A 24,160-nucleotide genomic window follows, 5' to 3' on the forward strand; every position below is an offset into this window, starting at 1 on the left:
AGGATAAGGGCTGACCGCGCTACCCTCGTCCCATGACCGACCTGGACACCGCCCCGGCCCGGCTTCAACCCGGCGAGGCCTTTCCCGACTTCGCCCTGCCCGACGCGGAGGGCCACCTGCACCGCCTCTCCGACTACGCCGGGCGGTACGTGGTGCTGTACGTCTACCCCAAGGACGACACGCCCGGCTGCACTAAGGAAGCCTGCGACTTCCGCGACAGCGCGAGCCTGAAGGCGCTGGGCGCCGCGATTCTGGGCCTGAGCCGCGACGACGCGGCGAGCCACAGCGCCTTCGCCGAGAAGTACAGCCTGCCCTTTCCGCTGCTGTCCGACCCCGGTGCCGAGTTCCTGAAGGCCCTCGGGAGTTACGGCCCCAAGACCCTTTACGGCAAAGTCACCGAGGGAATCAAGCGCCAGACCTTCCTGATCGGCCCGGACGGGCGGCTGGTCAAGAGCTGGCTCGCGGTGAAGGTGGACGGCCATGCCGACGCGGTGGCCGCCGCCATCGAAGCCGACCGGGGGGAGCGCGGCAATGGGTGACCTGGAGACGCTGAAAAAAGAAGCCGCCCTTCGCGCCGTCGCCCTCGTCGAGAGCGGGATGCGGGTGGGGCTGGGGACGGGCAGCACGGCCAAGTACGCCATCGAGGAACTCGGGCGCAGGCTGGCGGCGGGCGAGCTGCGGGACATCGTGGGTGTGGCGACCAGCGAGGCGTCGGAGGCGCTGGCCCGCGAGGTCGGCGTGCCCGTGCAGCCATTGGACCCCCGGCCGCTGGACCTCGCCATTGACGGGGCGGACGAGATCGACCCGGACCTGAACCTCATCAAGGGGCTGGGCGGGGCGCTGCTGCGCGAGAAGCTCACCGAGGTGCAGGCGCGGCGGCTGGTCATCATCGCGGACCACACCAAGCTGGTGACGCGGCTGGGTGAAAAGGCACCGCTTCCCGTCGAGATCACGCGCTTCGGCTTCCTGTCCACGGTCGAGCGGCTGCGGGCGCTCGTGCCGGGCGGACGGTTGCGGCAGCCGGGAGCGCAGCCCTACGTGACCGACAACGGGAATTACATCTACGACGCGCAACTCCCCGCCGCGTTCGAGCCTCTGGAGCTGGAGCGGCAGCTCAAGGGCACGCTGGGGGTGGTGGAGACGGGCTTTTTCCTGGGCATGGCGGACGTGGCGTTCGTGGCGACCCCAGAGGGAGTCCGGGAGATTCGGCGGGGGTAGGGGGTGTCGGACGTGCTGGTGGTGGGATCGCGCCAGAGGGCTCACCTCCGGGGGCTGGAGCGCAGTCGCCTGGGCTTCCGCGTCGTGGAGGCGGCGCCCTGGGTCTACGCCTTCAAGCTGGTCCAGAAGGGGGATGGTCTGCTGGAACCGTCCCGCTCCGGGCGGCGGCGCCTCACGCCAGGGCTGGCGAACCTGGTGCGGGCCATACCGGGCGAGGTTGTGCTGCTGCTGACCCGGCTTGAGAACGGGCAGGGCGAGGACGACCTTCCCCGCCTGATCCATTCCGCGTCCGCGCCAGCCCATTCCACGCAGCCCTCGGAGAAAGCCACGTTCACCGAGCTGACTCCCGGCACGCCTCATTACCTGGCCTGACCGGGGGTCAAGAGCCCGTGGGCAACCGCTCCAACTGTCCCGCCAGCACCTCCGGGTCCTTCGTCGGCAGATCGCAGGCGTGGCCGACACACACGTAAGCGGTACCGCCGCCCGGCCGACCCTCCAACACGGACAGCCCCTCGCCCTGCTCGGCGGGCGCGAGGGCCGCAAAGGGGAGGGGGAAACGGGCCAGCACCCGCTCCAGCGCGGCGCGTTCGGCGGGGGTGCCGATCAGGGCGACATCAACGTGGGGGGCTTGCAGGAAGGCCGCCGCCTGCCATAGTCCCCCCATGCCGTGCGGGGCGGCGAGCATGTCGGCGGCGTAGGTCTGCACGGTGCGGCGGGCCAGGCGCTCCGCCTCCTCGTCCCCGAAGTAACGGCCCATCCACAGCCCCAGCAGGGCGGCGGCGGCGTTGTCGCTGAGGACCGCCGCGTCGAAGGCCTCGGCCTGACGGGTCAGCAGGGTTTCGGCGTTGCCCCCGGTGGAGCGGAACAGCCCCGCCTCCTCGTCCCAGAAGTCGCCCTGCACGACCTCCCACAGCTCCCGCGCCCACTCCAGATGGGCGAGGTCGCCGCCCGCCTGGTACAGCGCGACGAGGCCGAGGGCGTAGAGGGCATGGTCTTCCAGCAGCCCTTCCACGCGGGCCACCCCGTCCTTGTAGGTGTGGCGCAGGGTGCCGTCCGGGAGGCGCATCTGCTCGCGCACGAAGTCGGCGTTGCGACGGGCCACCTCCAGATAATGGGCCTCGCCCAGAATCCGTCCCGCGTCCGCGAAGGCGGCGAGGGCCAGCCCGTTCCACGAGGTCAGCACCTTGGTGTCGGTGCCGGGCTGGGGCCGCCGCTGCCGGGCTTCAAACAGGTGCATCCTGGCGGTGTCCAGCCGCTCCAGCAGGGCAGGCACGTCCTCTCCCAGATCGCGGGCCAGCGCTTCCGGCGGAGTGGGGACGTGCAGCACGTTGCGGCTGCCGTACTCCGGGCGGTGCGGGTCTAGGAAGTTGCCTTTCTCGGTCACCCCATACACCCGCAGCACGAGGTCCGCGTCCGGGCCGTCCCCCAGAACCTCCCGAATCTCGTCTGGCGTCCAGGTGAAGGTCAGGCCCTCCACCCCCTGCGTGTCGGCGTCCTGGGCGGAATAGAAACCGCCTTCCGGGGCGAGCATCTCGCGTTCCAGATAGGCCAGCGTCTCGCGGGCGAGGCGGGCGAAGGTGTCATCCCCGGTGTACTGCGCCGCCCGCAGCAGCGTGCGCGTGAGTTGCGCGTTGTCGTAGAGCATCTTCTCGAAGTGGGGGACCAGCCACTCCGCATCCACCGAGTAGCGGTGAAAGCCGCCGCCAAGCTGGTCGTAAATTCCGCCCGCCCCCATGCGCCGCAGGGTGTGCAGGGCCATGTCGCGTCCGTCCGCTCGCGTCAGCAGGAAATCCAGCGTGGTCGTCCCCGGAAACTTGGGAGCACTCCCAAAGCCCCCCCGGTCGGCGTCGTACACGCGGCGCAGGTTCTCCACCGCGCGGGTTAGGAAGTCTGCCGGGAGGTCGTCGGCCGTCCCGCGCGGGCGGCTCGCCTCGCGGATATGGCCGGTCAGGGCCTCGGCATTGCCCAGCAGCTTGTCCCGGTCCTCCTGCCACGCCCGCGCCACGGTCGCCAGCAGTCGGCGGAAACCGGGCATCCCGTAGCGGTCCTCCGGCGGAAAGTAGGTGCCCGCGTAGAAGGGTTCGCCGCCGGGCGTCAGGAACACGGTCATGGGCCAGCCGCCCTGCCCGGTCATAAGTTGGGTGGCTGTCATGTACACCCGGTCCACGTCGGGCCGTTCCTCGCGGTCCACCTTGATGTTCACGAACCCTGCGTTCATCTGGCGGGCCGTCGCCTCGTCCTCAAAGCTCTCGTGGGCCATCACGTGGCACCAGTGGCAGGTGGAGTAGCCGATGGAGAGAAGCACGGGCACGTCGCGGCGGCGGGCTTCCTCGAAGGCCTCTGGGGACCAGGGCCACCAGTCCACCGGGTTGTCGGCGTGCTGAAGGAGGTAGGGGCTGGTTTCCTGGGCGAGGCGGTTCATGGGGGGTAGCGTAGTGCGCGGTGGGTGAAGGTTCGGGTGAGGGAGGAGGGGGGAGGCTTCATGGGTGTTTGGGGCGTGGCATCTTGATTGCGGTTTGCCCCTCCCCCCCAGCCCCCCTCCCCAGAGGGAAGGGGGGAGCGGCGCTGCGCTAGGCAAAGGTCGTCCCCCCATATTCCGTCCCGGTCTGCCTCGCCGCCGTTTCCCCCTCCACGCCATCCTGCCGCCCAACGTAAGGCCTCGGCGCTACCGCGCCGAACAGCTCGTCTGCCTGGAGAGTGGACTCGCAAGGCAGGGACGTTGAGATTGGCGGACACAGGAAAAAGAGGGCTTCAGCCAGAGCGGGTCAGTGTCTGCTCCTCCCCCCTTGCGGGGGAGGTTGGGAGGGGGGTGGCAGGCACCGCCTGCCCTCGCTGACCGCCCCCTACACCCCCGCCAGCAGCCGCTCCACATCCTCCAGCGTCGTGTAGTGCGCGATGCTCGCCCGCACCACCCCCTGCGGGTAGAGGCCCAAGTCTTTGAGGGGCTGCACAGCATAGAAGTGCCCGGCGGCCACGTCCACCCCGGCCTCGCTCAGGCGGGCGGCGGTGGCTTCGGGGGCCTCGCCCTCCACGCGGAAGGCGACGGTGCCAATTCGGGCGGCGGAGGCGGTGGGGCCATAGACCGTGACGCCGGGCGCCTCCAGCAGCCCCGTCAGTAGCCGTTCCCCAACCGGGCGTTCCAGTTCCCCGATGCGGGCGGAGGCAGCTTCCAGCGCCTCGCGGCTCAGCGTGTCGTGGCCGCCGAGTTCTCGCAGGTAGTCCAGCGTGCCCAGCCACCCGGCGAGCAGCTCGAACTGTGGGGTGCCGTGTTCCAGCCCGGTGATGTCCCCCTGCGGCACGAAGCTGAGTTTGGGCCAGGCGAGATGCGGGCGGTGTTCGGGCGAGATCCACAGCGCTCCCAGGTGCGGCCCCCAGACCTTGTAGGGGCTGAACATCACGAAGTCGGCGCCCCAGGCCCTCACATCGGGAAAGGCATGGGGCGCGGCGTGAACGGCGTCCACGACCGTCCAGGCCCCCGCCGCCCGCACCTGGGCAGTCACCGCCGAAATGTCCACTGTGACCCCCAGGGCGTTGCTCGCCGCCGTCACCGCGACCAGCCGGGTGCGCGGCGAGAGCAGGTCCGCGAGGTCGTCGGCGTGCAGCCGCATGTCGGGCTGACGGGCGTGCCACACCTTGACCGTCACGCCCACACGCTCCAGCTCGCGCCAGGGGCTGGCGTTCGCCTCGTGCTCCAGGCCCGACAGAATCACCTCGTCCCCCGGTCCCCACCGCCGCGCGAAGGCCGCTGCCAGCCGGAAGGCGAGGGCGGTCGCGCTCGGCCCCAGGGCCACGTCCTCCGGGTGGGCGTTCAGGAAGAGGGCGGTCCCCTCGCGGGCGCGTCCCTTCAGCGCCAGAATCTCCTGCCCCGGCCGGTGCCCTGGCATCGCGTTGGTGGCCCCGTAGCGGGTGAGGTGCCCGGTGATCGCGTCGATGGAGCGCTGCGGCAGCAGCCCGCCCGCCGCGTTGTCAAGGTAGGCCCGCCCAGAGGCGAGCGGCGGGAACTGGGAGCGGATGGCGTCGGGGGTCATGGAGGGAAGTGTAGGACGTGAGGCTGCTCGGCCTACCGTCGTCCCTTCACCCACAGCACCGCCCCTCCCAGCACCAGCCCCCACACCGCGCTCCCCACCCCCAGCAGGGTCACGCCGCTCGCGGTGACGGTCAGGGTCAGGAAGGCGGCCTCGCGCCCGTACTCGTCGTGGAGGGCTGCGGTGAGGCTGGAGAGGGTGGTCGTGACCAGCGCCAGCCCTGCCAGTGCCGCGACCACGGGCGGAGGAACCGCCGCGACCGCGCCCACCACCCAACCCGCGAAGACGCCCAGCATCAGGTAGAAAAAGGCCGCGCTCAGGCCCGCCACCCAGCGACGGGCGGGGTCGGGGTGCGCCTCCTCACCCGCCGCGATGGCCGCCGTGATCGCTGCGAGGTTGGTGGTATGCGCCCCGAACGGCGCCGAGAGGAGGCTCGCCAGCCCCGACCCCGTGATCAGCGGCGAGGTGGGCACCCACCCGTACCCGCAGGCCCGCAGCACCGCCACGCCGGGAAGCTGCTGCGAGGCCAGCGTCAGGATGGTCAGCGGCAGCGCCAGCGTGACCGCGCCCCGCAGGGAGAACTCGGGGGTGGTCCAGACCAGCGTGCCCAGGCCGCCCCCGGTGAGCGGCCCGACCGCGCCGACTGCCAGCGACAGCCCTGCCCCCGCCAGCAGCGCCGCCGGAACCGCCCAGCGGGAGAACCACACCCGGCCCGCCAGAAAGACGAGCAGCATCCCGCCCACCGGCACCGGGGCCTGCGGCAGTGCCCGGAACGCTCCCAGCACGAAGGGGAGCAGCACTCCCGCCAGCAGCGCGTTCGCCAGCGCCGCCGGAATCCGCGAGGTCAGGCGCTCGAAGGCCCCACTCAGGCCCAGCGCCGTCATCACCCCGGCGGTCAGGACGTAGGCGCCCAGCACCTCCGGGTAGCCCAGGTCCCCCGCCGCCGCGAGCGAAGCCACCAGCGCCAGGCCCGGCGTGCTCCAAGCCATCTTGATCGGCGCCCGGTACTGCCAGCTCAGCCACCCGCCCGACACGCTGATGGCGAGGTAACAGGCCAGCACCCAGCTCGCCGTCTGCCCCGGCGTCAGCCCGAAGTCCCGCGCCGCGCCCACCAGCAGCCCGATGCTGCTCGCCGCCCCGACCACCACCGCCACAAAGCCCGCCACGACCGCCGACCCGGAAGCGTCGCGGGGCAGGTCGCGCAGGGTGGGCCGGGAGGAACGGGGCAGGTCAGCGGTGGGAGGCATCGCCCCGCATTCCAGCACGGCAGGGCCTCGGCAGACGCTCAAGCCGCCGCTCATACCGGCACGGCCCCGGCGGGCGTAGGGTGCCCCCATGACCTCCTCCCCCCAGCCCCACCAGCGGCCCCTGGGCCGCACTGGCCTGCACGTCTCCGAGATCGGCTACGGTGCCTGGGGCATCGGCGCCGACATGTGGAAGGGCGCCCAGGACGACGAGAGCCTCGCGGCCCTGCGGCGCTACGTGGAACTCGGCGGCAACTTCATCGACACGGCGATGGGTTACGGGAGCGGCCACAGCGAGCGCCTGGTGGGGCAGGTCGCCCGCGAGGTTCCCGGGACCCTCGTCGCCACCAAGGTCAGCCCCAAAAACGGCCAGTGGCCCGCCGCCCCCGGCACCACCGCCGACGAGGCCTTTCCCGGCGAGTACGTCGTGCGGATGACCGAAGCCAGCCTGGAACGCCTGGGCCTGCCCGCCATCGACGTGCAGCAGCTTCACGTCTGGAACGACTCGTGGCTGGGACAGGGCGACTGGCAGGAGGCGGTGTCGCAGCTTAGGCGGGACGGCCGGGTTCGCGCCTTCGGCATCTCGGTCAACGACCACCAGCCTGACAACGCGGTCAGGGCGGTGGAGTCGGGCGCGGTGGACAGCGTGCAGGTCATCTACAACGTGTTCGACCAGTCGCCGCAGGACCGTCTGCTGGACGCCTGCCACGCCAATGGCGTCGGCGTGATCGTGCGGGTCGCGCTCGACGAGGGGAGCCTGACCGGCACAGTCACCCCGGAGACCACCTTCCCGGAGGGGGACTGGCGGCACACCTACTTCGGCGGCGACCGCAAGGCCGAGTTGCAGCCCCGGCTGCGGGCCATCGAGACGGACCTGGAGATCAGCACCGCGCAGCTTCCCGAAACCGCCCTGCGCTTCGTGCTGAGCCATCCGGCTGTCAGCACCGTCATCGTGGGGATGCGGAGTGTCCGCAACGTGGAGCGCAACCTCGCCCTCGCCGATGGGCGGGGCCTGCCCGCCGAACAGGTGCGGAAGCTCCACGCCCACCGCTGGGACCGCAACTGGTACCTCCCGGCAGGGGACTGAGGCCTGCGCCGCCCGGCTTGCCTAGACCCGGCCTCTGCACGTAGACCCCCCGCTGGGGCAGGCTGAGGGCTTGGCCGGGGCCAGGTCCCGGCGTAGGTTTCGTCCTGTGTCCAGTGTTGCCCTGCCGTCCACCCGCACCCACCTGCCGGACATCCTGCGGCTGGCCCTGCCCGCAAGTGCCGAAGCCGTCATTCAACTGCTGTTCAACTTTCTGGCCCAACTGATCGTCGCCACGTTGGGGGCCACGGCGGTGGCGGCAGTGGGCCTGTCCAACAACGTCACGATGGTCCTGATGTTCACCCTCGCCACCCTGGGGTCGGGGGCGGGGATCCTCGTCGCGCGGGCGCACGGGGCCGGGGACCGGGACGCGGTGAACCGGACGGCGGGCACCGCGCTGCTGCTCGCCCTGGGGGTGACGACCCTGCTTGTGGCGGGCCTCTACACCTCGGCGGGGCCAGTGCTGGGGCTGCTGGGCGCCCCGGCGAACCTCCTCGCGGCGGCCACGCCTTTCTTCCAGGTTGCGCTGCTGAGCGTGCCCCTGATCGTGCTGAGCGTGGTCGCGGGCAATGTCCTGCGCTCGCTGGAGCGGCCCCGCATCCCGATGGTCGCCACGCTGATCGCGGCGGCGGTCAACGTGGGAGTGGGCTATGCCCTGGTCCACGGGGCCTTCGGGCTGCCCCGGCTGGGATTGGTCGGCGCGGCGTGGGGAGCGCTGGCGGGGCAGGCGGTGCGCGTGGGACTGCTGGCGGTCTTCCTGTATGGGCCACGCGGTCCCATCGCCCCGGCGTGGTCGGGGGTGGGGGCCGGGGGCCGCGTGCTGGTGCGCGACCTGCTGAACTTCTCGCTGCCGCTGGCCGCCACGCAGCTCGCCTGGAGCGGGGGGAACCTGCTGTACGTTCTCTTTCTGGCGCGGCTGGGCACCGAGGTGCTCGCGGGCGTGCAGATCGGCTACACGCTGGAGGGCATCTTCGTGGTGGCGTCCTCCGGGCTGGTGCCGGCGGCCACGGCCCTGATCGGGCAGGCGGTCGGGCAGCGCGACGCGGCGCTCGCCGCTGAGCGGGCGCGGGCGGTGGAACGCTTCGGGCTGGTCACCGAGGTCGCCTTCGGGGTGCTGTTCGCGCTCTCGGCGCTGGTGCTGCCGGTTCTCTACCCCAGCGTGGGGGCCGAGGTACGGGGCATCGCGCTGGCGACCATCCTGGTCAACGCTGCCGTACAGGTTGTCAAGGTCGCCAACATGGTGCGTGGGGCGGGCGTGCTCCCCTCGGGCAGCGACACGCGCGGCGTCCTGATCGGGGACGCCATCAGTGCCTTCGCGGTGGGACTGCCGCTCGCGTGGCTGCTCGCCTTCCCCCTGGGGCTGGGGTTCTGGGGCGTGCTGGTCGCCCGCGTGCTGGAGGAGGTCGTGAAGATCGCCATCTTCACCTGGCGGCGCCGCAAGCTGTCGTGGGGCCAGGTGATCGCCGGGCAGACGGCCCTGAACGCGGCGACGGACTGAGCGGCGTCAGTCGGTGGCCGTGGCAGGCCGCCGCTGCATCAGCGCCGTCCGTTTGCACCGCGCCACCACCTCGCCGCGCTGGTTGATCGCCCGGTGCTCCACCACCACAATGCCCGCGTCGGGGCGGCTGCGGCTCTCGCGGACTTCCAGCACCTCGGACTCGGCGCGGATGGTGTCGCCGTGAAAGACGGGTTTGGGAAAGACCACCCCGTCCAGTCCCAGATTCGCCACCAGCGTCCCCAGCGTCAGCTCGTGGACACTCAGGCCGACGAGCAGGCTCAGCGTGAGCAGGCTGTTGACCAGCGGCTGCCCGAACTCGGTCGCGGCGGCGTACTCGTGGTCAAGGTGCAGGGGCTGTGGGTTCATCGTCAGCGTGGTGAAAAAAACGTTGTCGGCCTCGGTCAGCGTGCGCGTGACCCGGTGGCGAAGGACGGTGCCGGGCGTGAGTTCTTCAAAGTAGCGGCCCTGGGGACGCAGCAGGTCTTCATTCATGGCAACCTCTGGGGAAGTGGGAGTCAGTTCGCCTGTTCGCGGGCGTGGAGGATGGCGCGGGCCTTTGCCAGCATCGGCTCATCCACCATCTGCCCCTCGAAGCTGAAGGCCCCGTGCCCGGCGAGGGCGGCCTCGTGCGCGGCGTCCAGCAGCCTGCGGGCACGCTCGGCCTCCGCGTCAGTGGGGCCGAAGAACTCGTGGGCCAACGCGACCTGCGCCGGGTGGATGCACAGCTTGCCGCCGTACCCCACGGCGCGGCCCTGCGCGGCGTCGGCGCGAAAGGTGTCGGGGTCGTTCAGCGCCGTAACCACGATGTCCAGCGCGTGAACCCCGGTCAGCCGGGCGGCGAGCGCAACATGCGAGCGGGCATACAGGACTTCCAGATTCCCAGGAGTGCGGCTGCCCCCCAGGTCGGTCGTGTAGTCCTCTGCCCCGAAGTAGGCCCATGCCACGCCCTCCTCGGCCAGAATCTCGCGGGCATTCCAGACGCCTGCGCCCGTCTCCAGCCCGGCGAGGAGGGGGAGGTCCAGCCCCCGCGCCGCCAGCGCCTCCCGCACCCGCCGCACGTCTGTCGTCGCCTCCAGCTTGGGCACGACCACTCCCGCGAGTTCGGGGGTCAGCACGGCGAGGTCATCCTCAAAAAAGGGCGAGTGCGGCGCGTTCACCCGCACGAAGACGGCGAGGTGCGGCGCGGCGGCCACGAGGTCGCGGGCGGCGTCGCGGGCGACCGGGCGGGCGGCGGCTTTGGCTTCCGGGGTGGCGGGCACCGCGTCTTCCAGGTCAATGACCACCGCGTCGGGCGCGGAGCGGGGCAGCTTGGCGATCAGGTCGGCGCGGCCCCCCGGCGCGAACAGGACGCTGCGGGGGCGCAGGCTGGGGTCAGGAGCAGGCACGTGCCATAGGATACGCGGCCCCCACTACATCCCCTCCACCCCCACACGCTGCAGGCCTGTGGCGAGGTCCTGGCGCGTGAGTTCGCCGTGCGTGATCTGCTGGACCACGCCCTGCCGGTCGATGAAGTAGGTCAGCGGCGTGCCGAAAAGCTGATAGGCCCGGGCTGCGAATCCCTCGCGGTCGGAGAGCGACGGGTAGGTCATCCCCAGTTGCTCCGCGAGGTTGCGGGCCGCGCCGTCTGGAGTCCAGTGGGCCACCACCCCCAGCAGCTTGAGGTCCTGCCCCCGCTTCTGCTGAAGCTCGACCAGCAGTGGCACCTCGCGCTCGCAGGGCACGCAGTTGGACCCCCAGAAGTTCAAGACCAGCGGTTGCCCGATCAGCCGGGCCGAATCGACCTCCTCACCCTCCAGGGTGCTCAGCAGGAAAGGGGGCGCGAGTTGGCCCACCTGGGTCCCGAACTCCCGCCGCTCGGCCGGGCGGAGCAGGGCACCCAGCACTCCACCGACCGCCAGCAAGCCCAGCCCCAGGGGAAGGAAGCGGCGGAGCACGGGCGCGGTCCGGGAGGGGAGGGTCATGGCCCATTGAACCGCAGGAGTGGCCCCCCGGCAACTCCCGCAACGTGACCCGAACAGGGGCACCCGCACGGCAGGCCAGGCAGAGTAGGCCCATGACCACCCCCTTTCAACTCGGCCTGTACTCCTTCGGAGACTTCACGCCCGACCCCGCCACCGGGGTCACCCTGAGTCCCACCGAGCGCCTAAAAAACCTGATGGAGGAAGCCGAACTCGCCGATCAGGTCGGCTTGGACGTGTTCGGCCTGGGCGAACACCACCGCCCCGACTACCTAGTGTCCTCGCCCGCGACCGTCCTCGCGGCGATGGCGGCCCGCACCCGCACTATCCGCCTTACGAGCGCCGTGACCGTGCTGGGCACCGACGATCCCGTGCGGGTGTACCAGCAGTTCGCTACCCTGGACCTGCTCTCCGGGGGTCGGGCCGAGATTATGGTGGGGCGCGGCTCCTTCGCGGAATCGTTTCCGCTGTTCCTGGGCGGAATGCCCGCTGACTACGACGCCATCTTTGCGGACCGGCTGGAACTGCTCTTGCAGGTGCGCGACCATGAACACGTGACCTGGCAGGGCCGCACCCGCCCGCCGCTGGGGGGTCAGGGGGTCTACCCGCGCCCCGAACAGCCCCTCCCGGTCTGGCTGGCGGTGGGCGGCACGCCGTCCTCGGCCCGCCGCGCCGGGACGCTGGGGTTGCCGATGGCGCTGGCGATCATCGGCGGGGCCTACGAGCGCTTCGCTCCCTTCGTGCGGCTCTACCGGGACGCGGCCCAGACTGCCGGGCACGGCGAGCTGCCACTGGGCATCAACGGGCACGGCTTCCTGGCCGACACGTCGCGGGGGGCCGCCGACCTCGCCTTTCCCGCGCACAGCCTCGTCATGAACCGCCTGGGCCGCGAGCGGGGCTGGGCGCCGATGGGCCGCGCCCACTTTGACGCCGAGCGCGGACCGGGCGGAGCGCTCTTCGTGGGCGACCCGGAGGAAGTGGCCGCGAAAATCCTGCACCAGCACGAGCTGTTCGGCCACACCCGCTTCCTGATGCAGATGAGCGTGGGCACGCTGCCTCACGCGGCGATGCTGCGCTCCATTGAGCTGTTCGGGACTAAGGTCGCTCCGCTTGTCCGGGAGGAAGTCGCGCGGCGTCAGCCCACGCCCAGCTCGTAACGAACCACCCGGAAACCCTTCACCGTCACCTCGTCCACCGCCCGGAAGCCCGCTGACTCGTACAGGGCGCGGAGCTTGGGGCGGGTGGCGGCGGTGTCCAGCCGCAGGAAGGTGCCCCCGGCCTCCTGGGTTTCGCGGGCGGCCTCGGCCAGCAGCGCCTGAGCCAAGCCCCGTCCCTGCGCCGCCGGATGGATGCCAAGTTTATGGAGATAGCGGGCCTGCCCCGGCGGGTCCTCCGGCCAGAAGAGGGGGTCGGCGTCCAGCAGCACGTAGGTGCCCACCGCCTCGCTCCGGAGCCACGCGACCCGCCAGCCCTCCGTCGGGTAGTGGCGGGTCAGCCGTTCCGGGGTCAGGCTGGGCAGCGGCCACAGCGGTTCGCCCCGCTCCAGCAGCCGGGCGGCGGTGGCGGTCAGGACGGCGGAAGCGGCGCTGAGATCGCCCCGAGTAAAGGTCAGGTCCACTCAGCCCCCCAGCGGCGGCGCGGGCTCAATCCCCGTCGCGTAGAGGTCGCCGCCCCGAGCCTCCAGCCGCACGCGTGGCAGTGGCCCGCTGGCCTTCCCGAAGACGGCCTCGCCCGCCTTGAGGGGGTCAAAGACGCTGTAGTGGCACGGGCACCCCAGTTGCGGGTGCTGGTCTTCCCTCGGCGGGCGGTAGTTGTAGGCGAAGGCCAGCACCTCCGGGTCGCGCACGAGGACCACCGGGCAGCCCAGGTGGGTGCAGATGCGGCTGTAGGCGGCGTAGTGGCGGCCGTCCACGCTCAGACCACCGAGGACCGGCTCCGGCACCCGCAGGGCCACGCAGGGGCGATCAGCGTAGGTGAAGGTGACTTCCGCCCACTCCTGCGCCAGGTGTCCCGCCGAAGCGACCCACACCGCCGCTCCCGGCTGAAACTCCGGCTCGCCCGCGTCCCGCTTGCCCAGCGTCACCCGCGAGGCGTACCAGCCCATGTACCCGAAGGTGCCCAGCGTGCCCGCGACAGGTAGCACCCACCAGTTCTCCAGGACCCGGCGGCGCGTCAGGCGGCGTGCCTTGGGCCGCTCGCCCGTCACTCGCCTTCCTTCTGCCAGCGCTCCAGCACGTCCAGCAGGGCGTTCAGCTCATCGGGTTTGAGGTCGGGATAGGCGGGCATCGCCCCCTTGCCCTGGAGGATGATCTGCCGCAGCCCGTCCCGCGAGAGGTTGGACACCCGCAGGCTGGGTCCCAGCGCCCCGCCGCCGCCGTTCGCCCCGTGACAGCTCGCGCAGTTCGCGGCGTACACGCGCAGGCCGGGGTCCGCCTGGTTCTGGCGGGCACGGATGGCGGTGATGGTCTCGTCGGCGTCGCGGCCGGAGGGGTTGAGGGTGCGGTAGCGTTCCAGCGCGGTCAGGGCGGCCTCGTCCTGCCCGAACTGGGAGAGCGCGAAGCCCAGGAAAAGTTGCGATTCGGCGTCGTCGGGCGCGAGCTGCGCGGCGGTGCGGATCAGCAGGAAGGCCTGCCCCGCTTCTTCCTCGCTCAGCTCCCCGCCGCCCCGCGCGGGCCGGTTCAGCAGCAGGATGCCCAGCCGCCGCAGCGCCTCGGGCTGGCGGGGGTCCAGGCGCAGGGCCGCCGCGTACGCCCTCGTCGCCTCGTCGTAGAGGCCGGAGTCGAAGGCCGCCTTACCCCAGGCGAGGGAATCGGCGGCGGACTGGCTGGCCTCAGCGCGGCGGCGCAGCTCGGGCAGCGCGAGCGAGTTCTGCACAGTCTGCGCCTCACGCGGCGAGAGGGCCGCGAGCTGCCAGCGAGGGACGAAGGTCACCGCTCCGGCGACCGTCACCAGCGCGGCCAGCCCTACCCCGGCCAGCGCGAGGCGGCGGGTGCGGCCCGCCCGGTTCGCCGGGGGCGGTGCGGGCGGCAACGCGTCCAGCGCCCGCAGGGTCAGCGCGGCGCGGCGTTCCAGGTCGGGCCGCCGCCGCTCGTCGGTCAGGGTATCCAGCTCCCCATACAGGCGGTCGCGCTCGGCCGTCAGCCGCTCCCGCTCCGGGGCGTCGGGGTCGCCCGGCACGCCCGCCCCCAGCGGCGAGAGCACCAGCCACAACGACACGCCCACGATCAGGGCCAGCAGGACGAGGCTCAGCATCACGCCCCCTCCTTGCGCCGCGTCTGGCGCTGCACTTCCGCGAGGTAGGGGTCAAAGGTGTCCCCCTCGGCCTCGGGCGTGGCAGCAGCGGCGGCGGTGGGCTTGCGCCGCAGGAAGCGCCACAGCACCAGCCCCCCCGCCCCCAGCGCCGCGAGCGGAGCGCCCCACAGCAGCATCCCCACCCCGTCTTTCGGCGGGTCCAGCAGCACGAAATTGCCGTACCGTGCCGCGAAGTAGCTGTAGATCTCCGCGTCGCTGCGCCCCGCCGCCACCTGCTCGCGCACGTCGCGCAGCATCTCGCGGCTGATGTCGTTCGTGCTCTGCGTGATGGGCTCCCCCGTGCAGATCGGGCAGCGCAGGTTGTCCCCGATGGCCTCGGCGCGGAGGGATTGGTCGGGCGTCAGAGCCAGCGAAGTGGAGAGCAACAGGCTCAGGGCCAGAGGCAGGAGCCGTGCCCGCGCTGGCGACTGGCGACTGGCGACTGGCAACTTCAAATCCCCTCCACCCCGATCTTCTCCAGCCCCACATTCAGCCGTTCGCGGCTCAACCCACCCCGGTCCACGTGGCGGATCACGCCTTCCTTGTCGATAAAGACCGTCTCGGGAATCCCCGCCACCCCGTAGTCGATGCCGGTCTTGATGCCGGGGTCGCGCAGGTTGGGATAGGCGAGGGCGTACTCGCGGATGAAGTCGCGGGCGTTTTGCTCCTTGGTCTCCTGAAAGAGGATGCCCAGGATGGCGGGGCCGTTCTCGCCGCTCCGCTTTTCGCCCAGTTCGCGGAAGAGAGGCGCCTCCTCGCGGCACGGCTCGCACCACGAGGCCCAGAAGTTCAGCACGACCGGGCGGCCCTGCAGGGCGGCGAGGCTCACCTGCGCCCCGTCCAGGCTCTCCAGCGTGAACTCGGGCGCGGGCTTGCCCACCAGGGGGCCGCCGTCGGTGGCGTTGCGCGAGGGGCTGAGCAGCGCCACGCCCAGCACCGCGACCAGCGTGGCCGCCAGCACGGGCGGAAGCAGCCGCCGCCACAGGGGAGCGGGCGTAGGGGCCGGATTGGAAGAGGGGGAGAGGTCAGTCATGGTCAGTCACTCGCTGTTGCTGCTCCTCCCGCCCTGTGGGGGAGGTGGGGACTCGTAGGGCTGCGAAGCAGAGGGGGTGGCAAGCGCCAGCCTGCCCTCTTTGCCGTCCAGTCAACGTCATGCGGAAAGCCCCTTCAATCCGTCGCCGGGGCCACCTGCAACGCAGGCGCACGGGCCGGGGCGCGGCGCGGCGCCACCAACGTCAGCCCTGCGCCCAGCACCACGATCAGGGTGCCCCACCAGATCCACGACACCAGCGGGCTTTCAATCAGCCGCACGCTGGCCCAGCGCCCGTCCTCGCCAAAGGCCGTCACAACGAGGTAGGTGTCGCCCCACATCCCGTAGCGCACGGCGGGCGCCGGAAAGGGCGTGTCGCCGCCCTGGATATAGGTGTTCATGCGCGTCTCGAAGGGCACGCCGTCAATACGGACCCGCGCGATGGCCGACTGGCCGTAGGGCTTCTCCTCCACGCGGGTACTTTCCAGCGCCAGCGTCTCGTGCAGCAGGGTGACGGGGGCCGCGCCCGCATTCAGCGTGACCTGTGCGTCCTGCCGGTAGGCCGAGGAAAAGGCGATGCCCAGCGCCATCACGACCAGCCCGGCGTGCGCGAGGTACGCGCCGTAGCGCCGGGGCTGCTCGCGCACCAAGCTGACCATCCCGCCCCGTCCGCTCGCCCGGTAGGCCCGCCACGCCCGCCCGGTCAGCAGGGCCAGCCCCACCACGTTGTAGGCCGACAGCCCCACCGCCGCCAGCACACCGACCCCGCGAATCCCGAAGGCGTAGGCGAGCACCGCCGTCCCCGCCCCGGCCAGCAGCAGCGGCCACAGCGCCCGCCACAGCCCCTGTCCCTCGGCCCGCCGCCAGGGCAGCAGCGGCCCCACGCCCATCAGCAGCAGCAGGCCCAGCCCCAGCGGAATGGCGAAGGCGTTGTAAAAGGCCGGGCCGACCGACGTGTCCCGCCGCCCCTGCACCGCCTCCACGATGGTGGGAAAGAGGGTGCCCACCAGCACCATCACCGCGAACACCAGAAACAGCCAGTTGCCCGCCAGGAACGCTCCCTCGCGGCTCAGGGCGGCGGGCGGGTCGCCGTCGTCGCGCAGGTGGGGCGCCCGCCACGCGGCCAGCCCGATGCCCGCGACCAGCAGGAAGGCGAGGAAGCCCAGAAACACCGGCCCCACCGGACCCCCCGCGAACGCGTGGACGCTCTGCACGATGCCCGAGCGGTTCAGGAAGGTGCCCAGCACCGTGGACGCATACGCCAGCACGATCAGCCAGACGTTCCACGACCGCATCAGGCCACGCCGCTCCTGAATCTGGATGGAGTGGAGGAAGGCGGTCGCCAGCAGCCAGGGAATAAAGGACGCGTTCTCCACCGGGTCCCAGGCCCAGTAGCCGCCCCAGCCCAGCGTCTCGTAGCTCCACCAGCCGCCCGCGACGATGGCGGCCGTCAGGAAGGCCCACGCCACCAGCGTCCAGCGCCGCGTCACGACGACCCAGTGGTCCGAGAGCCGCCCGGTCACCAGCGCGGCCACCGCGTAGGCGAAGGGCACCGCCAGCCCCACGAAGCCCAGGTACAGCAGCACCGGGTGGACGGCCATCATCCAGTGGTTTTGCAGGGCGGGGTTCGGCCCGCGCCCATCTGCCGGAATCTGCGCCAGCGGGGTAAAGGGGCTGGCGACCGTCGCGCAGATGCCCACGAAAAAGATCAGGCTGGCATACATCGCGGCCAGCGCCCAGGGCCGCAGCGCGTCGCGCCGCAGGGTCAGGCTGAGGATAAAGGCGTACCCCGCCAGCAACCACGCCCACAGCAGGATGGAGCCTTCCAGCGCCCCCCACAGGCTGGTCACCTTGATCCAGGTGGGGGAGGCCCGCATGGAGTGCTCGGCCACGTACCGCACCGAGAAGTCGTCGCCCAGCAGCGCCGCCATCAGCGTGAGGGTAGACAGGCTGACGAGGGCGAACACCGCCCACACCGCCCGCCGCGCCGCCTCAGTCGCCCGCGCGTCGGCCTTCACGCCGCCGACTACCGCGAGCCATGTCCCGCCCAGCGTAAAGGCGAGGGCCGCCAGCAGCGAGAGCTGGCCCAGCGCCCCCAGCGGGCTGGCGTCAAAGGAAATCAGATTCAGCACGGTGCGGGCCGCCTCAATCGGCCTGCCGCAACAGGTCCTTCAGCTCCGCCTGCGTCTGCGGCACGTTGTACTCCTCGGAGTGCTTCACCACGAGTTCGGAGGCGTGGAAGGTTTCGCCCTGAAACTCGCCGCGCACCACCACGCCCTGGTCTTCCTTGAACAGGTCGCTCACGGCCCCCGTGTACTGCACCGGAAAGGTGGCGCTGCCGTCGGTCACGTCGAACCGCAGGTCCAGCGTCTGCGGGTTGTACTGCACGGCCTTGACCAGCCCGCCAATCCGCAGCGGGCGGCCCTCCAACTCGGCGCGTTGCTGCACGTACTCGGTCGGGGTCACGAAATATTCCAGGCTCTTGCCCAGGTTCCCGAAGGCCAAGAAGCCCGTCAGCCCCACCAGCGCGAGCACGCCCAACACGGTGGGCAGCGGGTTCTTCTTGCGCCGCCGCGCCTGAGGCAGGGGAGAGGGCGCGGTCATCGCCGCTCCCCCTCGTCCCGCACCTGCCGCAACCGCCACCACATCCAGGCCAGGTAGCCCACCAGCAGCAGAAAGGTCACGACGTACACGACCACGACGTATCCGGTGTACTTATCCACGGGCGACCTCCATGCTCCTCAGGTCTTCCATCAGTTCGCGCTCCTCGCGGGCCTCCTCGCGGGCAGCCAGGATGCCGCGCACCCGCAGGAGGTAGACGTAGAGCAGGGTGAAGGCGAAGGTCGCCACCATCAGCACCAGGCCGTAGACGGGCGCGGCGTTCCAGCGGGCCGACCAGTCCAGGTCGCCCAGCAGCTTCAGCGTCTGCGTCTGGTGCACCCCGCGCCACCACTCCACCGCCATGTAGTTGACGGGCACGTACAGGGTGCCCACCAGCCCCACCACGGCGGCGACGCGGGCGCGGCGGTCCGGGTCGTCGATCAGGGAGCGAATCAGGAGGTAGCCGCCGTAGATCACAATGCTCAGGGCGGTGGTGGTCAGCCGGGCGTCCCACACCCAGTACGCGCCCCAGGTCGGCTTGGCCCACAGCATCCCGCCCACGATGGTGGACACCGTGAACAGCACGCCGATCTCGGCACTCGCCATCGCCAGGCGGTCCCAGCGGCGCTGCCGGGTCAGCAGGTACAGCAGCCCGAACAGGCCCGTGCCGCCGTAGGCGAGGTAACTCAGCCACGCGCTGGGGACATGCACGAAAAACAGGCGCACCAGCGACCCCTGGTTGAGGTCCAGCGGCGCACTCAGGCCCAGGGCCACGGCCACCCCCAGGCTCAGCAGGGTGGCGAGGCCCAGCCCCGTCGTCACGCGGTCTTGTTTCATCTCAGCTCCCCCATTATGACCCGCGCCCATTTCCCCACACCGTGAGGCCTGTGGGCGCAGGAATCCTTCGTCCCAGGAGGATCGCGTCTGGCGCAGAAAGGGGCAAGTGCGAGTGTCCCCGCTGGGGCGGGGGGCCTGCCCCCGCTTCCTGCTACCGTGGAAGCCAACCCTTTGTCCACCTTTCTCCCCGGAGGCTCCATGAAGCGTTCCCGCGTCCTGTCCCTGCTGACCCTTGCTGCCCTGTCCGCTGCCCTGCTCGCGGCCTGTGCGCCCTCAGCCGCCGCGCCCGCCGCGCCGCTGCCCGACCCCGCGACCTACCGCCCCGCCGACGTGACCGTTCCGGTGCCCGGCATCGGCGCCGTGGGCCGCTGGATGATCACCAAGGACCTCGTGCCCGCGACGTGGCTGGGCGAGAAACAGGGCGGGCGCACGCTGCGCGAGCCGGTCAACGTGCTCCTGATCGACCGGGGCGCCCGCACCCCGCAGGAGGCCACCACGCGCCTGCTGACCGCGATGCGGGCCGCCGGATACCCTCCACGCGGTGGTCACTCCACCGGCTACTGGGGTGAGGTCGGCGGGCAGCTTTACCCCATGCTCCCCACCGGCAAGGGAGAGGCATTCAGCGACGCGCCCTTTTTCGTCCCCAACAACCACGGGCGCATCTTCGGCCCGGTGGCGGTGGAGGGCGGGTATGCCTTTACCGGGGCCTTCAGCCTGGAGGGCGTGCGCGTCTACCCCACGCTGGGTCACCCCTACCGCTCCTTCCAGGTCTCGCGCGAGGACCTCGCGGACAAGCTGAACGCCGCGTCGGTCTACAAGCGGGCCGGGTACGTGGAGATGGGCTCGCGCCTGGACACGGCGACCGAGACGACCGGGGACCATGACGGGCGGGCGGTGCTGCTGGTGGCGGGGGGGTCGTAACCGCTCAGGCGTAGATCAGGCAGCCGCGCTCCTCCAGCGCCCGGAAGGCAGGGGGCAGGGAGGCCAGCTGGTTCCAGCGCAGGTCGAGCTTCTCCAGCCGTGGAAGTTCGGCCAGTGCGTCCGGCAGCTTGGTCAGCCTGTTCGCCCGCAGGTCCAAGAAACGGAGATGTTGCAGCCCGGCCAGAGAGTTGGGCACCTCCTCCAGCGCGTTGAAACGCAGGTCCAGTTCGGTGAGTTCGGTCAGGCCCCCCAGTGTGTCCGGCAAGTGGGTCAGGCGATTGCCCTGGACCATCAGCCTGGTCAGGCGTTCGCAGCGGCCCAGCTCAGCCGGAAGTGCCGTCAGCCGATTGTTCATCACGTGCAGTTCGCGCAGGTGCGTGCAGTTCCCCAGGGCGGCAGGGAAGGCTGTCAGGGCGTTGTTGTAGGCGCGGAATTCGGTCAGGTCTGCCAGCTCTCCCAGCCAGTCCGGGAGTGTCTCCAGTGCATTGTCCGTGACATTGAGGTACGTCAAGCCATGCAGGTGCCGCAGCGATGGGGGCAACCCGGTCAGCCGATTGTTGCTGAGGTACAGAAAGCGCAGGTCCCGCAATTCTGCGAATTCGTCGGGGAGCGCCTCCAGCCCGTTGTGGCCGAGGTCCAGCATCTCCAGCCGCGTCAATTGCCCCAGCCCCGGCCCCAGCGCCGAGAGCCGGTTCGCGGAAAGGTTCAGCGTTGTGAGGGCCGTCAGGGTCCATAGCCAGTCGGGCACGCCTTCCAGCGCGTTGTCATAGAGGCTCAGGACGCGGGCGTCCGTGCCCTGCCGCAGCGCGTCGGGCAACCCGGTCAGGCCGCATCCATTGAGGTGAATGTGGTTGGAAGGTGAGTCGCTGCCGGTGCCGAGGAGGGCCAGCAACTCTTGCCCCCGCGCTCCGGTCGGATGCTGGTGGCTCAGGCTGGGGGTGGCGGCAGGCTCCGGCATGGGCCACTGTACTTTCTCACCCCTCCACCGCGAAGCCGAACAACAGCGTCGCCAGAATCACCGTGCCCACGTCGAAGCCCGCCAGAAAGATCAACCACGTCGTGACCTCCCCTGACCAGCCGCCCGCCAGCAGCAGGCTGGTCGCCTTCACGGTGGCGATCACCACCGGCACGAGGATGGGAAAGGCCAGCGCGGGCAGCAGGGCCTCCCGTGCCCGCAGGTTCACTGTGATGGCGCTGTAAAAGGTGGTTCCGGCGCTCAAGCCCAGGATGCCCAGCGCGGCCACCAGCCCCAGCGCCCCCCACGGCACCGCCTGCCCGGCCCCCGCCGCCCCGAACAGCAGCAGGCCGGTGGGCAGGGTCAAGGCGGCCACCACTGCCAGCGGCCCCAGCACCCCCAGCAGCTTGCCCAGGTACAGCGCCCCGTGCGGCCCCGGATACAGCAGCAGTTGCTCCAGCGCCCCCGCCTCCTGCTCCTGCGCGAAGGCCCGTCCTGCGCCCACGGCGGCTGCGAGCGCCAGGGCCGTCCAAACCGCTCCCGCCGCCAGCCCCGCCGTCTGGGTGGGGGTGCGCCCCGCCGTGTCCCCACCCAGCGCCAGCCCCAGCACCAGCAGCACCAGCCCGGCGAAAAAGGCGGTGGCGAGCAGCGTGTCCCGCGTGCGCCCGGCCACCCGCAGGTCCTTGGCGGCGACGGTCAGGACAGTGGACCGGGGGCGCTGGGCTGGAGTGGGGGAGGAGCCGCCCCCTTTCACCCCCCACGCTCTACGCTCCACGCTCCTCCTCCACCCGGCCCGCCGCCAGCCGCACCGCCCTTGGAGCCACCTGCCGCGCCAGCCCTGGCTCGTGCGCGGCGACCACCAGGGTCACGCCCCGTTCCCGCAGCTCGCCCAGCAACTCCAGCACCAGTGCCCGGCCCCCCTCGTCGAGGTTGGCGAAGGGTTCGTCCACCAGCGTGACCGGGCGGGCCAGCAGCCAGGCCCGCGCCAGCGCCAGCCGCTTACGCATCCCCGCCGAGAGGAAGCGTGCCCGCCGTCCTGCCGCCCGCTCCAGTCCAACGCGCCGCAGCGCCCCGGCCACGTCGGCGTGCTGCCCGTGCATCCGCAGGGCGAAGTCGAGGTTTTCCGTTCCCGTCAGGTCCGGGTACAGTCCCGCGTCCACCGGCATCAGGTGAACGTGATCGCGCACGGCCCGGTTGTCGCGCAGGTCGTAGCCCAGCACCCGCCCCTCGCCCCGCGTGGGCCGTAGCCCCGACGCCAGCACCCGCAGCAGTGTGGTCTTGCCCGCGCCGTTCTCGCCCAGCAGCGTGATCCCCTCCCCGGCGGGCACGTCCAGCGTCACCCCGCGCAGGATGACCTCGCGGCCCAGGCGGAGCCAGAGGTCGCGGAGTTGCAGAGCGTGGGGGCTAGTGGCGTGCGGCGTGTCGCTTGTAGACGGTGTGAGAGAGGTACTCAGGCTCATGGAGAGGGCACTGTTCCGAATAAGGCAGAGGCAGGAGCTTCAGCCCTCCACACGCCATAAGCCACGGGCGACACGCCCCTCACACCCTCAGCCACGCGGGCATCACCTCGTAGAAAAAGGTCGCCAGCCGCGTGAATTGCCCGGTCAGCATCAGCACGCCGACGAGCACCAGGACCGCGCCCCCCACTTTCTCGAAGACGCCCGCGTAACGGTTCAGCCGCCGCAGGTTCAGGCGGTCCCACAGCAGCGCCGCGACCAGAAAGGGCACGGCCAGCCCCACCGTGTAGGCGGCCAGCAACCCCACGCCCGTCCCCAGGCTGGCGGTGCTGGCGGCCAATCCCAGGATGCTCCCCAGCGCCGGGCCGAGGCAGGGACTCCACCCGAAGGCGAAGGCCGCCCCCAGCGCGACTGGGCCGTAGCCCCCGGCGTTCGCCAGCGCCCGCGTGTCGCGCATCAGGAAGGGCAGGCGCACCACCCCCAGCATCACCAGCCCGAAGAAGATGATCAGCACCGCCGCGACCTGCCCCAGCAGAATCTTGTGCGGGGCGAGCAGGGCGCCCAGCGTACTCGCCGTGGCCCCCAGCGCGATAAACACCAGCCCGAAGCCCAGGATGAACCCCAGCGCCCGTCCCAGCGGTGCCCGCGCCCCCCCGATCACGCCGAGGTAGCTGGGCACCAGCGGCAGCACGCAGGGACTCAGAAACGAGATCAGCCCTGCCAGAAAGGCCACCGTGATAGACGGGGCACCGGGAGCGGTCAACATGGGCCGAGTCTAGCGGGGCGGGGGAGGGCCGGGCGTCCCCCCTGTGGGCGGCCTCGCGGTCGTCTCCGCCTTGCGCCACTACCCTGACCCATGCCCGCCGAGCGCCCGCCCCTGATCTTCGTCTACAACGCCGACGGCGGCGCCCTGAACGGACTGAAGGACCTCTGGCACAAGGCGGTGTCGCCCCAGACCTACGCCTGCTCGCTGTGCGCGGTGACCTACGGCCCGCTGGGAATGCGGCGCGAGTGGCGTGACTTCGTGCGTGGGCTGGGGCGCGAGGTGCGCTTCTTGCACCGTGACAAACTGGCCGCCGAGTTCGGCCTGCGGGACGTGCCCCTTCCTGCCGCCTACGAGCAGAGGCCGGACGGCACCCTGGGCGAGTGGCTTCCGGCCTCCGAGTTGCGGGCGGTGACGACACTGGACGAGTTGATGCGCCGGGTGGCCGAGCGGACGCAGGCGCCTCAGCCGATGTTCAGCCCCACGTCGAAGGTCGCCCGGTAGCCCTTCTCCGGGCTGCCCGTGACACTCAGCAGAAGCTGATTGCCACCGTTGCGGTAAATCCCGTCGTTGGCGTTGAGCGTGTTGCGCTTGCCCTTGCGGCTGTAGGGGGCGCGGGCGTGGACCTGATCGGTGACCGCCTCCGGGAAAAACAGTTGCGAGGTGAACTCGCCCGTCGCCTGCCCGGCCGCGTTCAGGGGCCGCAGCTTGAAGTGGATGTGGACGGCCCGGCCCGGATACCACCCCGGATAGACGGTGGTGAAGGTGGCCTTGCCCTGCGCGTTCGTGACCTGGGTGCCGCGCAGGAAGTCGCCGGTGTTGCCCTGCACGTCCGAGTAGACGCCCAGGGCGTCGCACTGCCACACGTCGATCAACACGTTCGCGCGGGGCTGGCAGGCGTTCACCGCCACCCGCGAGGTCACGAACTCCAGCACCAGCGGCACGCCCCCGCTGACCTTCCCGGTCGTGGTGTCCATGCGGATGTCGCTGCGGCGCAGTTTCTCGTCCACGTAGTACGGCCCCTCGGTCATGGCCGGACGCACCACGCAGCCGGGCAGCCCAGTCACGCCGCTCGTGCCCGCGCTGCTGCCGCCCGCCCCGCCGGGGGGTCCGCCGCGTTGCGCGAGTACCCCCCCCGCCGCGAGCGCCGCCGCGCCGCCGCCCAGCCCCAGCAGCCGCAGGGCACGCCTGCGGCTGAGCAGGGTGCCGATCATCTCGTCGTCGTTGTCGTCGTCCGGGTGCTGGGGGTGGGGATTCATATGCGGACCTCCTTGACCT

28 protein-coding genes are annotated in these 24,160 nt (G+C 71.2%); 8 read left to right on the top strand and 20 right to left on the bottom strand.

The genetic code is table 11. The annotated features are described in order from the left end of the window. Nucleotides 1–32: 32 nt before the first annotated feature. The 3 genes from F8S09_RS02185 to F8S09_RS02195 are packed head-to-tail and all read left to right on the top strand — an operon-like array spanning nucleotide 33 to nucleotide 1,590. Nucleotides 33–539 carry a peroxiredoxin gene (locus F8S09_RS02185; protein ID WP_152868539.1) on the top strand — a complete coding sequence of 169 codons (507 nt, stop codon included), beginning with the start codon at nucleotides 33–35 and terminating at the stop codon, nucleotides 537–539. Then, nucleotides 532–1,218, top strand: coding sequence for a ribose 5-phosphate isomerase A (gene rpiA, locus F8S09_RS02190; protein WP_152868541.1), 687 nt, complete (start codon nucleotides 532–534; stop codon nucleotides 1,216–1,218). The genes F8S09_RS02185 and rpiA overlap by 8 nt, the downstream gene beginning before the upstream one ends. 3 nt (nucleotides 1,219–1,221) lie before the next feature. Next, on the top strand, nucleotides 1,222–1,590 hold the full coding sequence (locus tag F8S09_RS02195) for a hypothetical protein (RefSeq protein WP_152868543.1): 369 nt from the start codon (nucleotides 1,222–1,224) through the stop codon (nucleotides 1,588–1,590). A 7-nt stretch (nucleotides 1,591–1,597) separates the two neighbouring features. On the opposite strand, the gene F8S09_RS02200 is transcribed toward F8S09_RS02195, so the two are convergent. From F8S09_RS02200 to F8S09_RS02210, 3 genes are all read right to left on the bottom strand, one after another. Then, entirely contained in the window at nucleotides 1,598–3,640 is a 2,043-nt protein-coding gene (locus tag F8S09_RS02200) for a thioredoxin domain-containing protein (RefSeq protein ID WP_152868544.1), read from the bottom strand. 421 nt (nucleotides 3,641–4,061) lie between these two features. After that, nucleotides 4,062–5,246, bottom strand: coding sequence for a cysteine desulfurase-like protein (locus tag F8S09_RS02205; protein WP_152868547.1), 1,185 nt, complete (start codon nucleotides 5,244–5,246; stop codon nucleotides 4,062–4,064). A 32-nt stretch (nucleotides 5,247–5,278) separates the two neighbouring features. Next, the gene (locus F8S09_RS02210) at nucleotides 5,279–6,490 is read right to left on the bottom strand and encodes a benzoate/H(+) symporter BenE family transporter (protein ID WP_152868549.1); all 1,212 of its coding nucleotides are present in this window, start codon (nucleotides 6,488–6,490) and stop codon (nucleotides 5,279–5,281) included. An 88-nt stretch (nucleotides 6,491–6,578) separates the two neighbouring features. Here F8S09_RS02210 and F8S09_RS02215 point away from each other — a divergent pair, with 88 nt between their 5' ends. Together F8S09_RS02215 and F8S09_RS02220 are read left to right on the top strand one after the other, a co-directional pair. Beyond that, nucleotides 6,579–7,574, top strand: coding sequence for an aldo/keto reductase (locus F8S09_RS02215; RefSeq protein ID WP_152868550.1), 996 nt, complete (start codon nucleotides 6,579–6,581; stop codon nucleotides 7,572–7,574). 106 nt (nucleotides 7,575–7,680) lie between these two features. Beyond that, on the top strand, nucleotides 7,681–9,069 hold the full coding sequence (locus tag F8S09_RS02220; protein ID WP_322618446.1) for an MATE family efflux transporter: 1,389 nt from the start codon (nucleotides 7,681–7,683) through the stop codon (nucleotides 9,067–9,069). A 6-nt stretch (nucleotides 9,070–9,075) separates the two neighbouring features. Here F8S09_RS02220 and F8S09_RS02225 read toward each other — a convergent pair whose 3' ends face one another. The 3 genes from F8S09_RS02225 to F8S09_RS02235 are packed head-to-tail and all read right to left on the bottom strand — an operon-like array spanning nucleotide 9,076 to nucleotide 11,030. Then, complete coding sequence (locus F8S09_RS02225) at nucleotides 9,076–9,561, bottom strand: MaoC family dehydratase (protein ID WP_152868552.1); 486 nt, start codon at nucleotides 9,559–9,561, stop codon at nucleotides 9,076–9,078. 23 nt (nucleotides 9,562–9,584) lie between these two features. Beyond that, entirely contained in the window at nucleotides 9,585–10,454 is an 870-nt protein-coding gene (locus F8S09_RS02230) for an HpcH/HpaI aldolase/citrate lyase family protein (protein WP_322618447.1), read from the bottom strand. Between the two features lie 24 nt (nucleotides 10,455–10,478). Further along, nucleotides 10,479–11,030: a TlpA family protein disulfide reductase gene (locus F8S09_RS02235; RefSeq protein ID WP_152868554.1), complete on the bottom strand. Its 552-nt coding sequence runs from the start codon at nucleotides 11,028–11,030 to the stop codon at nucleotides 10,479–10,481. A gap of 92 nt (nucleotides 11,031–11,122) precedes the next feature. Between F8S09_RS02235 and F8S09_RS02240 the strand changes: the two genes are divergently transcribed. Then, nucleotides 11,123–12,184 carry an LLM class flavin-dependent oxidoreductase gene (locus F8S09_RS02240; protein ID WP_152868556.1) on the top strand — a complete coding sequence of 354 codons (1,062 nt, stop codon included), beginning with the start codon at nucleotides 11,123–11,125 and terminating at the stop codon, nucleotides 12,182–12,184. Here F8S09_RS02240 and F8S09_RS02245 read toward each other — a convergent pair. The 9 genes from F8S09_RS02245 to ccsA all read right to left on the bottom strand — a co-directional run bounded on the left by F8S09_RS02245 (nucleotide 12,163) and on the right by ccsA (nucleotide 18,786). Then, nucleotides 12,163–12,645 carry a GNAT family N-acetyltransferase gene (locus tag F8S09_RS02245; RefSeq protein ID WP_322618448.1) on the bottom strand — a complete coding sequence of 161 codons (483 nt, stop codon included), beginning with the start codon at nucleotides 12,643–12,645 and terminating at the stop codon, nucleotides 12,163–12,165. The two genes, F8S09_RS02240 and F8S09_RS02245, sit on opposite strands and share 22 nt — an antisense overlap. Then, the gene (locus F8S09_RS02250; protein WP_322618449.1) at nucleotides 12,646–13,233 is read right to left on the bottom strand and encodes a Rieske 2Fe-2S domain-containing protein; all 588 of its coding nucleotides are present in this window, start codon (nucleotides 13,231–13,233) and stop codon (nucleotides 12,646–12,648) included. Beyond that, a complete protein-coding gene (locus F8S09_RS02255; protein WP_152868559.1) occupies nucleotides 13,230–14,279 on the bottom strand; it encodes a c-type cytochrome in 1,050 nt (349 codons plus the stop codon). Before F8S09_RS02255 ends, F8S09_RS02250 begins: the two co-directional genes overlap by 4 nt. Beyond that, nucleotides 14,279–14,773: a cytochrome c-type biogenesis protein gene (locus F8S09_RS02260; protein ID WP_227978432.1), complete on the bottom strand. Its 495-nt coding sequence runs from the start codon at nucleotides 14,771–14,773 to the stop codon at nucleotides 14,279–14,281. Before F8S09_RS02260 ends, F8S09_RS02255 begins: the two co-directional genes overlap by 1 nt. Beyond that, nucleotides 14,770–15,351, bottom strand: a complete 582-nt coding sequence (locus F8S09_RS02265) for a TlpA family protein disulfide reductase (RefSeq protein ID WP_152868561.1) — start codon at nucleotides 15,349–15,351, stop codon at nucleotides 14,770–14,772. The genes F8S09_RS02260 and F8S09_RS02265 overlap by 4 nt, the downstream gene beginning before the upstream one ends. A 134-nt stretch (nucleotides 15,352–15,485) precedes the next feature. After that, nucleotides 15,486–17,480, bottom strand: coding sequence for a heme lyase CcmF/NrfE family subunit (locus F8S09_RS02270; RefSeq protein ID WP_322618450.1), 1,995 nt, complete (start codon nucleotides 17,478–17,480; stop codon nucleotides 15,486–15,488). Nucleotides 17,481–17,493: 13 nt separating this feature from the next. Then, nucleotides 17,494–17,952, bottom strand: coding sequence for a cytochrome c maturation protein CcmE (gene ccmE, locus F8S09_RS02275; RefSeq protein ID WP_152868563.1), 459 nt, complete (start codon nucleotides 17,950–17,952; stop codon nucleotides 17,494–17,496). Further along, on the bottom strand, nucleotides 17,949–18,071 hold the full coding sequence (gene ccmD / locus F8S09_RS02280; RefSeq protein WP_322618451.1) for a heme exporter protein CcmD: 123 nt from the start codon (nucleotides 18,069–18,071) through the stop codon (nucleotides 17,949–17,951). Before ccmD ends, ccmE begins: the two co-directional genes overlap by 4 nt. Next, nucleotides 18,064–18,786: a cytochrome c biogenesis protein CcsA gene (ccsA, locus tag F8S09_RS02285; RefSeq protein ID WP_152868565.1), complete on the bottom strand. Its 723-nt coding sequence runs from the start codon at nucleotides 18,784–18,786 to the stop codon at nucleotides 18,064–18,066. Before ccsA ends, ccmD begins: the two co-directional genes overlap by 8 nt. Before the next feature lie 198 nt (nucleotides 18,787–18,984). Between ccsA and F8S09_RS02290 the strand changes: the two genes are divergently transcribed. Continuing rightward, the gene (locus tag F8S09_RS02290; protein ID WP_152868567.1) at nucleotides 18,985–19,707 is read left to right on the top strand and encodes a hypothetical protein; all 723 of its coding nucleotides are present in this window, start codon (nucleotides 18,985–18,987) and stop codon (nucleotides 19,705–19,707) included. Nucleotides 19,708–19,711: 4 nt separating this feature from the next. Here the strand turns inward: F8S09_RS02290 and F8S09_RS02295 are convergent, their stop codons facing one another. From F8S09_RS02295 to F8S09_RS02310, 4 genes are all read right to left on the bottom strand, one after another. Then, a complete protein-coding gene (locus tag F8S09_RS02295; protein WP_152868569.1) occupies nucleotides 19,712–20,665 on the bottom strand; it encodes a leucine-rich repeat domain-containing protein in 954 nt (317 codons plus the stop codon). Between the two features lie 16 nt (nucleotides 20,666–20,681). Next, the gene (locus F8S09_RS02300) at nucleotides 20,682–21,437 is read right to left on the bottom strand and encodes a heme exporter protein CcmB (RefSeq protein WP_407643648.1); all 756 of its coding nucleotides are present in this window, start codon (nucleotides 21,435–21,437) and stop codon (nucleotides 20,682–20,684) included. Then, complete coding sequence (ccmA, locus tag F8S09_RS02305) at nucleotides 21,427–22,122, bottom strand: heme ABC exporter ATP-binding protein CcmA (RefSeq protein ID WP_152868571.1); 696 nt, start codon at nucleotides 22,120–22,122, stop codon at nucleotides 21,427–21,429. The genes F8S09_RS02300 and ccmA overlap by 11 nt, the downstream gene beginning before the upstream one ends. A gap of 79 nt (nucleotides 22,123–22,201) precedes the next feature. Continuing rightward, on the bottom strand, nucleotides 22,202–22,885 hold the full coding sequence (locus F8S09_RS02310; RefSeq protein WP_152868573.1) for a cytochrome c biogenesis CcdA family protein: 684 nt from the start codon (nucleotides 22,883–22,885) through the stop codon (nucleotides 22,202–22,204). 90 nt (nucleotides 22,886–22,975) lie between these two features. Between F8S09_RS02310 and F8S09_RS02315 the strand changes: the two genes are divergently transcribed. Next, nucleotides 22,976–23,386 (top strand): hypothetical protein, encoded by a 411-nt coding sequence (locus F8S09_RS02315; protein WP_152868575.1) that lies wholly within the window; start codon nucleotides 22,976–22,978, stop codon nucleotides 23,384–23,386. On the opposite strand, the gene F8S09_RS02320 is transcribed toward F8S09_RS02315, so the two are convergent. Further along, entirely contained in the window at nucleotides 23,347–24,141 is a 795-nt protein-coding gene (locus F8S09_RS02320; protein ID WP_152868576.1) for an intradiol ring-cleavage dioxygenase, read from the bottom strand. The genes F8S09_RS02315 and F8S09_RS02320 overlap by 40 nt on opposite strands. Between the last annotated feature and the right edge of the window lie 19 nt (nucleotides 24,142–24,160).

It is taken from the genome of Deinococcus terrestris (genome assembly GCF_009377345.1).
Lineage (GTDB): Bacteria > Deinococcota > Deinococci > Deinococcales > Deinococcaceae > Deinococcus > Deinococcus terrestris.

Excerpts from the sequence above, each read along its gene's own strand:
- rpiA (WP_152868541.1), top strand. The coding sequence starts at position 532 with ATGGGTGACCTGGAGACGCTGAAAAAAGAAGCCGCCCTTCGCGCCGTC.
- F8S09_RS02265 (WP_152868561.1), bottom strand. The coding sequence starts at position 15,351 with ATGACTGACCTCTCCCCCTCTTCCAATCCGGCCCCTACGCCCGCTCCC.
- F8S09_RS02210 (WP_152868549.1), bottom strand. The coding sequence starts at position 6,490 with ATGCCTCCCACCGCTGACCTGCCCCGTTCCTCCCGGCCCACCCTGCGC.
- F8S09_RS02215 (WP_152868550.1), top strand. The coding sequence starts at position 6,579 with ATGACCTCCTCCCCCCAGCCCCACCAGCGGCCCCTGGGCCGCACTGGC.
- F8S09_RS02310 (WP_152868573.1), bottom strand. The coding sequence starts at position 22,885 with ATGTTGACCGCTCCCGGTGCCCCGTCTATCACGGTGGCCTTTCTGGCA.
- F8S09_RS02320 (WP_152868576.1), bottom strand. The coding sequence starts at position 24,141 with ATGAATCCCCACCCCCAGCACCCGGACGACGACAACGACGACGAGATG.
- F8S09_RS02185 (WP_152868539.1), top strand. The coding sequence starts at position 33 with ATGACCGACCTGGACACCGCCCCGGCCCGGCTTCAACCCGGCGAGGCC.
- F8S09_RS02255 (WP_152868559.1), bottom strand. The coding sequence starts at position 14,279 with ATGCTGAGCCTCGTCCTGCTGGCCCTGATCGTGGGCGTGTCGTTGTGG.
- F8S09_RS02290 (WP_152868567.1), top strand. The coding sequence starts at position 18,985 with ATGAAGCGTTCCCGCGTCCTGTCCCTGCTGACCCTTGCTGCCCTGTCC.
- ccmE (WP_152868563.1), bottom strand. The coding sequence starts at position 17,952 with ATGACCGCGCCCTCTCCCCTGCCTCAGGCGCGGCGGCGCAAGAAGAAC.
- F8S09_RS02200 (WP_152868544.1), bottom strand. The coding sequence starts at position 3,640 with ATGAACCGCCTCGCCCAGGAAACCAGCCCCTACCTCCTTCAGCACGCC.
- ccsA (WP_152868565.1), bottom strand. The coding sequence starts at position 18,786 with ATGAAACAAGACCGCGTGACGACGGGGCTGGGCCTCGCCACCCTGCTG.
- F8S09_RS02295 (WP_152868569.1), bottom strand. The coding sequence starts at position 20,665 with ATGCCGGAGCCTGCCGCCACCCCCAGCCTGAGCCACCAGCATCCGACC.
- ccmA (WP_152868571.1), bottom strand. The coding sequence starts at position 22,122 with ATGAGCCTGAGTACCTCTCTCACACCGTCTACAAGCGACACGCCGCAC.
- F8S09_RS02240 (WP_152868556.1), top strand. The coding sequence starts at position 11,123 with ATGACCACCCCCTTTCAACTCGGCCTGTACTCCTTCGGAGACTTCACG.
- F8S09_RS02315 (WP_152868575.1), top strand. The coding sequence starts at position 22,976 with ATGCCCGCCGAGCGCCCGCCCCTGATCTTCGTCTACAACGCCGACGGC.
- F8S09_RS02225 (WP_152868552.1), bottom strand. The coding sequence starts at position 9,561 with ATGAATGAAGACCTGCTGCGTCCCCAGGGCCGCTACTTTGAAGAACTC.
- F8S09_RS02205 (WP_152868547.1), bottom strand. The coding sequence starts at position 5,246 with ATGACCCCCGACGCCATCCGCTCCCAGTTCCCGCCGCTCGCCTCTGGG.
- F8S09_RS02235 (WP_152868554.1), bottom strand. The coding sequence starts at position 11,030 with ATGACCCTCCCCTCCCGGACCGCGCCCGTGCTCCGCCGCTTCCTTCCC.